Origin of the sequence: Anabaena sp. AL93, assembly GCF_001672085.1 — a bacterium.
Taxonomy (GTDB): Bacteria; Cyanobacteriota; Cyanobacteriia; order Cyanobacteriales; family Nostocaceae; genus Dolichospermum; species Dolichospermum heterosporum.
The window spans coordinates 1-9,013 of sequence record NZ_LJOU01000151.1 but is presented as its reverse complement, the minus strand read 5'-3'; the positions used below and the strand labels follow the sequence as shown (position 1 = coordinate 9,013).

Here is a 9,013-nt window from a genome sequence, read left to right as displayed (position 1 = left end):
GTGTGCATATCCTTTAATTACTGGTTTGTGTGAGCTTTGAGCCATTGTTCCAGGTCAGTAATGTCCACAAAGTCTAATAATGCTTCTCCCAGGTCTTCTAGTTGTTCTATTGTAAGATTGCTGATAGTTTCGATGTAATTACCGCTCAATTTCCCAAATCGCTTGGATAACTGACGGAATAGTAAGGTCGTTGCTTCTTCCTGCTTTGCTTCTTGATATACTCTTGTTTGCTTGATATCACTGACTAAAAACATCGCTTCTATCTCCTGACGGCTTAATTGTGAAAATTTGGACACCAAAACAGTCTCTTGTATCTTAGAGGTGACTGTATTGATGTAGCTGCAATTTTACTGGTTTATCCTGTTCATAAATAAACTGTTCTTTCATTAACAAAGCCATTTCCGCTTTTTGCAATTCCACTCCTAGATACATGGCATGGGAAACTTGTAAACCCGGACAATCTGTGAATATTTGCTGGGAAAGTTTATGTGCAGATTTACCAGAATAACAATTAACTACTTCTCCAGAACCAGGGGTTGTATGTTCAACAATAATTTGATGATTCTGAATAGTAATAATAAAACTACCAGCAGGATCAAAATAGTCTTTTTGTTGAGATATTTTAAGATATTGAGATGAAATGACATTGGCGACATTTTCAAAACAATCATCATAAATATGGGCGCTTTGACTAATAGTAATTAATGCCCCCATTTTTAATGTATGAGCAGTTCTTTTAAGCAAAGAATTATAAATATACTTTTGTAAAGCCCTTAATCCCATAGCATTTGCTGGCCAAGCTGAGAACATATCATTACTACGAAAAGTTGCAGTTAAAGATAGTTCATTATCAACTATTCTCACCCAAACATGATTTAGACAAGGGGGATTGTCATTATCATCTTGACTAGCATCCCATAAGGACATTACAGCCCTCGCAGAATCAATATCATTGGCTAATTTTTCAATGACTTGTTCAATTTGATCACGTCCAAACCAAGAACGTAAACGTTGCCCATAAGTATATTTTACTCCTTCTCGATTGGGTGCATCATCTAAAATTTGCGAAATATATTCTTCTAGAAAACTTCTATCTATGGGTAAATAATTGGGTTCGGGAAAATAGAAATCCTCCGGTTCTTCGGTGACAACTGCCATTAAATCTATCAATTCTTGCCATTTACCATCATAGCCAGTGGGTCTAATTGTACCAGTGGTTTTAATTCTATGAATGATTTTTACCCAAGTTTCAGCAATTGTCTTACCTTCAATTCTGTGTCCATAGCGTGTTCCTGGTAAAACAGTTGGTTCAATTGTAGTCATAGGAAATTCTACAGGTATTCCCCAAGGTGCAACGGTTTCTTTTTGGGCGTAATATTGAATTTTTTCGACAGCATCAGCAATTGATGTAGCGTCTTGAATTTCTACGGAATGGCGTAATTTTTCCAAGGCATTGATATCAATATCAATATCAATATAACCAGAAATAGGAGAACAAATTACCCAAGATTTTCGCCCAGCGTCGCTAATACTTTCTGCCACACCATGACGGAAGAAATCACTTAAACATTGACAACCACCGGCATTTTTATCTTCTTTGGTAGCGTTGAGAATAACTAAATACCGCACATGAGGATTTAGCAATAAGTTGCGAATTAGTAAGTTGATACCTCTAGTAGGTGAGTATAACTGTCCGATTACAGCATATTCATTTGATTGTAGATGTTTAGCGATCGCTTGTTTCACCATCCATCCTGTAATCACTGCGGTTTGACCACTACCATAAATCAATTGGTTTGGTTTGTGTTGTGCTGTGTAATAGAATTGGGTGATTTGACCCATATTAAGATAACTGCTCACTGAATTTACTAAGTTTTTCTATAGTAATGCCCGATTATTCAGGATACAATAATTAGTCCAGATTAATCACACATTGTCAAAAAAGGTAGCTAGAATCGGACACATCTTCACGGGTTTTCGGCATTTTCTTGATAAGATACTTGATATTCTTGCTCTTCCAAGGTTATCGGTATTTGCTTCACAAAAGGTAAATCTGCACCTACCAAACCTCTTTGAATCCGTTCTGATGTTTGATTAAAAACTACAAACAGAGGATAAATGGTATTAGTACCTTCACTCAAAATATGACTGTGACGAGGGTGCATAATCCATTCATATTCTTTATCTAAGGAATGTGAATTAAATAAGGTGCAAAAGTAGGGTGTGTTAGCGACAGCGTAACGCACCATTCCAGGTTACATCAGAATTGCAGGTTATTAAATTTGCGTTCCTAAGTAAACTTGGCTTTGTCTCCATCTTCCCAATAAATCAGAAAAGTCCTCATGGGGACGATGAATAAAAACCAAAATCTCCACACTGGTTTTAATTTTCCATTCCGGGTCACACATGATAATAGCTATATCACAGGGTAAACTGGTGGTTTGTGAGGTTTTAGTTTCTAGATCACGGATACGGACAATGGGTAAAGTGATAGTAATAACACTTTCCCCAGGACGACGGAGACTAGGAATCATCTCCAAATAGGGACGATGTTGTTTAAGGAGAGCGATCGCTGATAAATGATTGCTATACTCAGCTAAACTGGTTTCATAAACAGATTTTTGTAAAGTCATATCTTCCTAAAATATAAAAATATAAAGTATGAAGAATAAAAGATTAAACTTGTTTATTTACTCTTCATTCTTCATCTTTCAATCCTTCCTTAACCCATCTTTTCAAATACTTTGAACATCGGCAGGTACATAGCCAACAAAATTGTCCCTACCATTCCCCCCAATACCACAATCATCACGGGTTCTAAAACGCTGGTAAGTGATTTAACTGCCTGTTCTACTTCGTCTTCATAGAAATCAGCAACTTTCATCAACATTCCATCTAATTGACCGGTTTCTTCACCGATACTCATCATCTGAATTGCCATACCAGGAAAAACCGATTCTTTGAGCAAAGCCACACTAATCATCCCCCCTTGTTGAACTTCTTCACGAGCAGCGTCAATAGCATTAGCAATAACTTGGTTTCCAGATGTATCTCGCACAATTTCTAAACAAGTTAAGATTGGTACTCCAGAACGAGTTAATGAACCAAAAGTCCGACTAAAACGGGCAATGGAAGATTTTTGAATTAAATCACCAAACAAAGGTAATTTCAGAGCAATACCATCAATATTTAACCTACCAAGAGGGGTTTTGTAATACTGCTTATAAGCAAATGATAATGCAAACAAAATCCCAATAATCACTAAAGACCAGTAACTTCGCAATATTGAACTACAGTCCATCAAAAATTGCGTAAGTGGTGGTAATTCTATACCTATATCTTTGAAAATGGCGGCAAAAATGGGAATTAGAAAGACTGTCATCCCTACAAAAATAGCAGTTGCCAAAAACCCTACTACCACTGGATAAGACATAGCCGATTTAATTTGGTTCTGCAACCGCGCCATATCTTCTAATAGTTTAGCTAAACGATTTAAAACCTCATCTAGCACACCCCCAATTTCTCCAGCTTGTACCATACTCACATACAAACCATCAAAACAATCAGGATGTTTACGCATGGAATCTGAGAGGTTAACTCCAGTTTGAACATCAGCACTAATTTCAATTAAAGCCGCTTTAAGTTTAGGGTTACCACACTGTTCAGAGAGTACACCCAAGCCTCTAACTATGGCTACACCTGCATTTACCAAAGCAGCAAATTGACGAGAAAAAACCGCTTTATCTTTTACAGAAACCTTAACAAAGGAATTCTGAATTTTCTGGATATCAAACCGAGAAGCCAAGCTTTGAGATTCTTTTAACTCTTGAACAACAAAACCTTGATTTCTAAGATTAGTCCGAGCATCAGTCAAGGAATCAGCGGTAAATTTTTCAGTTCTGGATTTTCCTTGAGAATCACGAATACGAGCAACGTAGGTAGGCATAATATTAATTTAAAATTTTAGAATTGGTAATCGGTAATCGGTAATCGGTAATCGGTAATTGGTAATCGGTAATTGGTAATTGGTAAACATTTCCCCCTGCTCCCTGCTCCCTGCCTATTACCTGTTAACGCAATTTAGCTCCTGCTGGGGCTGTCGCACCAATTAGACGCTGTACTTCATCTGGTTTAGAGGTTTTAGAGATTGCCGCTTCAAAAGAAATAGTTCCAGCTTTGTATAAATCAGCCAAAACCTTTTCTAGAGTTTGCATTCCCAATTTACCACCAGTCTGAATAGCTGAGTAAATCTGTGCTGTTTTTCCTTCCCGAATCAAGTTAGAAATAGCGGGAGTAATCACCATGATTTCTTGAGCCATAACTCGACCATATTCATTAGCTTTGGGATTTTTCTTAGGTACTAAAGTTTGACTAAAAACTGCAACTAAGGAGTTAGATAACTGCACCCGCACCTGAGTTTGTCTTTCTGAGGGGAAAACGTCAATAATCCGGTCAACGGTTTGTGCAGCAGAGCTTGTATGTAATGTACCAAATACCAAGTGACCTGTTTCTGCGGCGGAAATTGCCAAAGCAATTGTTTCTAAATCCCGCATTTCTCCTACGAGAATAATATCTGGATCTTCCCGTAAAGCTGCTTTCAAAGCATTAGCAAAACTCTTCGTATCTTCCCCTAATTGGCGTTGGTGAACTAGACTTTTGATAGGTTCATAAACAAATTCTACAGGATCTTCAACCGTTAAAATGTGTTCTGCCCTAGTCCGATTAATTAGGTCAATCATTGCCGCTAAGGTAGTAGTTTTACCAGAACCAGTTGGACCTGTAACGAGAATTAATCCTCTAGGTTTTTCCGTCATTTCCCGAACTATATCGGGCAAACCTAATTTTTCAAAGTTAGGAATTTTAGAACTTAATGCTCGTAAACAAGCAGCAAAAGCACCCCGCTCTTTGTAGACATTCACCCGAAACCGAGCTAATCCTTTTACACCATAAGAACAATCTAATTCCCAGGTTTGCTCTAAGGTTTTGCGCTGAGTGTTATTGAGCATACTAAAAATTAACCTTTGGCACTCATCAGCAGTTAAGGTATGTTCACCAATAGGTGTTAGATGTCCACTAATCCGAAAATAGGGAGGCAAACCAGCAGATAGGTGTAAGTCTGAGCCACCCATATTAATTAGTTGCTCCATCAAGTCTTCAATCATCATTTCCATAGTCTTGTTCCACTCCCGTTAATTAACAATAAAAAACTGCAAACTCTCAATTCAAAATGTGTGGTTAATCTGTAAATCGAGGTGTCATACAGTAAGGACAATCTAACCATTCTGGTTGTAATTCCCCTGTACAAGTCCGACAAGTCAGACCACTTTTGCGTTTAGCCTTTAATTCAGCTTCTAAACCTGTGTCTGTAAATGTTACCCGTTCTACCTCTTCTAGGGTAGTTGCACCTTGGCGAACTAGGTCTAAACTGTATGCCAGTAAGGTTTTCATACCCTCTTCAACAGCCACTTCTTTGATCCTTTCTGTAGGTGCTTCCTTGTTAATAAGGGTTTGTAATTCTTCAGTAATCCGCATCACTTCATAAACACCACAACGCCCCTTGTAGCCAATGCCATTACATTTTGGACAAAGATTTTTACGGCTGACTATTTCTTCTGGTGGGATAATATTGGCTTTATAGAAAGTCACCTGAGCCTCTTGGGAAGCTGATAAACCATAGCGAGCGAGTTCTTCAATGGTGGGACTATAGGCAATCCGACATTCAGAACAGACACGACGAACTAGACGTTGTGCTAAAACACCAATGAGAGAACTGGAAACCATGAACGGTTCAATACCCATTTCTCCTAAGCGAGCGATCGCTCCCGGCGCATCATTAGTGTGTAAAGTAGTTAATACCAAGTGACCGGTTAATGCCGCCTCAATCGCCGTTTTTGCAGTTTCCTTATCTCGTGTTTCCCCCACCAGTAACACATCTGGATCTTGACGCAAGAAAGCCCGCAAAGCCGTCGAGAAATCCAACCCCTTTTCCCGAATTACCTGTACTTGAGTAATCCCCGGTAAACTGTACTCAATCGGATCTTCTACCGTACTAATATTAATCCCCGGATCATTCTTTTCTGACAGTGCCGAATACAACGAAGTCGTTTTACCCGAACCAGTTGGTCCTGTCACCAAAATCAACCCAAAGGGCTTACTAACCATATCCTGAACAATTTTTAAGGTTTCTGGGTCAGTAATTAACTTATCTAAACCCAATTGAGTAGAGGAGTTATCTAAAATCCGGAGAACAACCTTTTCTCCATAACGACTAGGTAGAGTATTTACCCGAAAATCCACCTTTCTCCCCGCAAATATCCGGCGGATACGTCCATCTTGAGGTAAACGTCTCTCCGCAATGTCCAAGTTAGAAATAATTTTAAATCTGGCTGTTACTGCCGGGATAATTTTTTTCGGCATATTTTCAAATGCCTCACGTAATACCCCATCCTTACGGAAACGAATCCGTAAATATTCTTCCTGGGGTTCAATGTGAATATCCGAAACACCCTCACTTAAAGCCTTCAACAAAATCCGATTCACAAGTTTAATAATAGGTGCATCATCAGCACCCTTCATCGCCTTATCTAAATCAACATCATCATCACTACTTTCCTCTATTTCCAGATTTTCTAAATTGTCTAAATCCCCCTTAACATCATAATTTTTTTGTTGATCTAAGGTCTTTTGGCGTGCAGCTTGCTCATTTAAGTATTGATTAATAATGCCCAAGTAATCTTTCTGCGTAATTACCCGCCGCTGAAAAGACAAACCTTTAGGACGCAAAATTCGGTTAAGATCATCAGAAGCCTCTAAATTATCTGGGTCAACCATCGCCATTAAAATATAAGGTGACGGTTGGTCATCATGTCTTGACAATGGCACTAGATAATGGCGACGACATAGCTCCACAGGAATGAGTTCTTGAATCAGCATCCCCACATTTGTTGTATCAATTTCGTTGATTTCAGTATCAAGCGACTCAATACCGTATAAAATTTTAAGTTCAAATAAGTGTTGTTTTTTGTATGCTGTTACCTGTTCAGGAGCTAATTTTCGGTCAGTAATTGACTCTAATACTTCTGTCAGTAGCTTGCCAGTCTTGCGGCTCATAGCTAAAGCCTGTCTCATTTGTTCATTATTGATATAGCCAGATGCTACTAGTTTATTAGCAAAGGGCGAAAACTCAGTTCTGATAGTTATCGCCGTACTGCGCCCTTGTGGTGATGAGTAAGTCATAAGCAAATGGGTTAGGGTAGGGGAATCTCTTCTTTAAGTATTCCCTGACGGTGGTACATACTTCTCATTGATACTGTATTAAATTCTAGCCAACAACCTTTTGATGTAAAAATTTTTATATTGACAATTTATCACCATAAAATAACAGTAATATCACGTCCTACTGAAATATTAGTAACTAATATAACCTCTATTGTGTTACTAAACACGGGATTGAACCCATAATTATCTCACTCGCTGAATGCTGAAGGCCGAATGCTGATAGCCTGTTAAATTTCTGCTGTTAAAAGCATCTAGGATGGGTAGATAATAGTAAACGAAAATAAACAGGTAAACTATTTAAAGAAGAATTCAGGAGTCAGAATCAATCAGTCGGGGATTCAGACCCACAAACGATTGAAGACCACCAAATCTAGGATTTGGTGGGGATCTTAAACCCGGTTATTCATCCGCCACTCGCACAGAATTCAGAATGGATTCTGACTCGGTGACTCCTGAATTCTGTTGGATAAACCAGGAATTGGGCGAATCAACTAAAGATATAGCAAGTAGTTGCTAAAGTTACCGAAAACGCCTAAGTCTACCGCAAACCATTCTTCTCAGCACTTCAGTGACTGAGTTTTCCACTTACCACATATTCTTATGAAAAGTGACTCCCCGTCCGAAATTAACCCCCAAGACTCTAGCAGCGAAGCTAATGAGCAAGTAGCAAACCAAATAAATGAACAGGGAGATAATATACTCACTGAAGAAAATGGTAGTGCTACAGCCAATCCCATTGAAGTAGATATCGCTGTCTTAGCAGATTTATCTCAGCAAATTGAAACTCTCAAAGCTCAATTAGAAGACCGTAGCACTCAATATATGCGAATTGCCGCAGATTTTGAGAATTACCGCAAACGAACTGCCAAAGAAAAAGAAGAAATTGACTTACAGGTAAAGCGCAACACAATTACGGAATTGCTACCTGTCGTTGATAATTTTGAACGAGCGCGAGCGCACCTCAAACCCCAAGGCGATGGTGAAATGACAATTCATAAGAGCTATCAAGGGGTTTATAAACAATTGGTGGATTGTCTCAAACGTTTAGGTGTAGCACCCATGCGCCCTGAAGGTCAAGAATTTGACCCGAATTTGCATGAAGCTGTGATGCGAGAACCAACCGACGAACATCCAGAAGGAACTATTTTAGAAGAGTTAGTTCGGGGCTATTATTTTGGCGATCGTGTACTCCGCCATGCGATGGTAAAAGTAGCTGCACCGAGAGAAGATATATCTGTGGACTCAGAAGATTTGTCCAATCAAGATAACGGTTAGCCATACTCTCTAATCTCAAAATAACGTAGTATACTGGGGTTAATCGTATTTAACCGAAAGATGAAATACCTAACCCCAGAACAAGTTTACAAACAATTTGGCTATCACCCTAAGACGACGGCAGAATGGGCTGACTTAGGGAAAATAGAATGTATCCGTTCCCCTGGGGGACACCGGAGATATCCAGAGTCAGCCTTTATCAAAACAGTTCCAACGGATAAAGAGCGGGTTCTTTACGCCCGTGTCAGCACAAAAACCCAGTTGTTAGACCTTGACACACAAATAGAATTTTTAGGCAAAACTTACCCAGGATGTCGAGTCGTCAAGGATGTTGCTAGTGGCATGAACTGGAAGCGGAAAAACTTTCTTAAATTAATGACTCAAGTTGCCCAGAATCAAATCTCTGAAATTGTCGTGGGACATAAGGACAGGTTATGCAGATTTGGTTTTGAGTTCGTTG

General features: G+C 39.1%; 7 protein-coding genes and 2 pseudogenes. 2 read left to right on the top strand and 7 right to left on the bottom strand.

Translation table 11 applies throughout. The features are described from left to right. Positions 1-17: 17 nt before the first annotated feature. The 7 genes and pseudogenes from AN486_RS25160 to AN486_RS25130 all read right to left on the bottom strand — a co-directional run bounded on the left by AN486_RS25160 (position 18) and on the right by AN486_RS25130 (position 7,236). The gene (locus AN486_RS25160; RefSeq protein ID WP_234413215.1) at positions 18-296 is read right to left on the bottom strand and encodes a DUF4351 domain-containing protein; all 279 of its coding nucleotides are present in this window, start codon (positions 294-296) and stop codon (positions 18-20) included. A gap of 19 nt (positions 297-315) precedes the next feature. Next, positions 316-1,842 (bottom strand): thymidylate synthase, encoded by a 1,527-nt coding sequence (locus tag AN486_RS25155; protein WP_053539895.1) that lies wholly within the window; start codon positions 1,840-1,842, stop codon positions 316-318. A 125-nt stretch (positions 1,843-1,967) separates the two neighbouring features. Beyond that, positions 1,968-2,189, bottom strand: a pseudogene (locus tag AN486_RS25150) (hypothetical protein); the annotation flags it as partial. 102 nt (positions 2,190-2,291) lie between these two features. Continuing rightward, positions 2,292-2,633: pseudogene (locus AN486_RS25145) on the bottom strand (hypothetical protein); the annotation flags it as partial. 89 nt (positions 2,634-2,722) lie between these two features. Further along, positions 2,723-3,946, bottom strand: a complete 1,224-nt coding sequence (locus tag AN486_RS25140) for a type II secretion system F family protein (protein ID WP_039203041.1) — start codon at positions 3,944-3,946, stop codon at positions 2,723-2,725. Positions 3,947-4,070: 124 nt separating this feature from the next. After that, positions 4,071-5,171: a type IV pilus twitching motility protein PilT gene (locus AN486_RS25135; RefSeq protein ID WP_053539894.1), complete on the bottom strand. Its 1,101-nt coding sequence runs from the start codon at positions 5,169-5,171 to the stop codon at positions 4,071-4,073. Positions 5,172-5,235: 64 nt separating this feature from the next. Further along, on the bottom strand, positions 5,236-7,236 hold the full coding sequence (locus tag AN486_RS25130) for a GspE/PulE family protein (RefSeq protein WP_053539893.1): 2,001 nt from the start codon (positions 7,234-7,236) through the stop codon (positions 5,236-5,238). A gap of 642 nt (positions 7,237-7,878) precedes the next feature. Here AN486_RS25130 and grpE point away from each other — a divergent pair. Then, positions 7,879-8,553: a nucleotide exchange factor GrpE gene (grpE, locus tag AN486_RS25125; RefSeq protein WP_039202898.1), complete on the top strand. Its 675-nt coding sequence runs from the start codon at positions 7,879-7,881 to the stop codon at positions 8,551-8,553. A 60-nt stretch (positions 8,554-8,613) separates the two neighbouring features. Continuing rightward, on the top strand, positions 8,614-9,013 hold a 400-nt coding region (locus tag AN486_RS25120), incomplete at its 3' end, for an IS607 family transposase (protein ID WP_290602908.1).

Coding starts and splice junctions, on each gene's coding strand:
- AN486_RS25155 (WP_053539895.1), bottom strand. CDS start 1,842: ATGGGTCAAATCACCCAATTCTATTACACAGCACAACACAAACCAAAC.
- AN486_RS25140 (WP_039203041.1), bottom strand. CDS start 3,946: ATGCCTACCTACGTTGCTCGTATTCGTGATTCTCAAGGAAAATCCAGA.
- AN486_RS25135 (WP_053539894.1), bottom strand. CDS start 5,171: ATGGAAATGATGATTGAAGACTTGATGGAGCAACTAATTAATATGGGT.
- AN486_RS25130 (WP_053539893.1), bottom strand. CDS start 7,236: ATGACTTACTCATCACCACAAGGGCGCAGTACGGCGATAACTATCAGA.
- grpE (WP_039202898.1), top strand. CDS start 7,879: ATGAAAAGTGACTCCCCGTCCGAAATTAACCCCCAAGACTCTAGCAGC.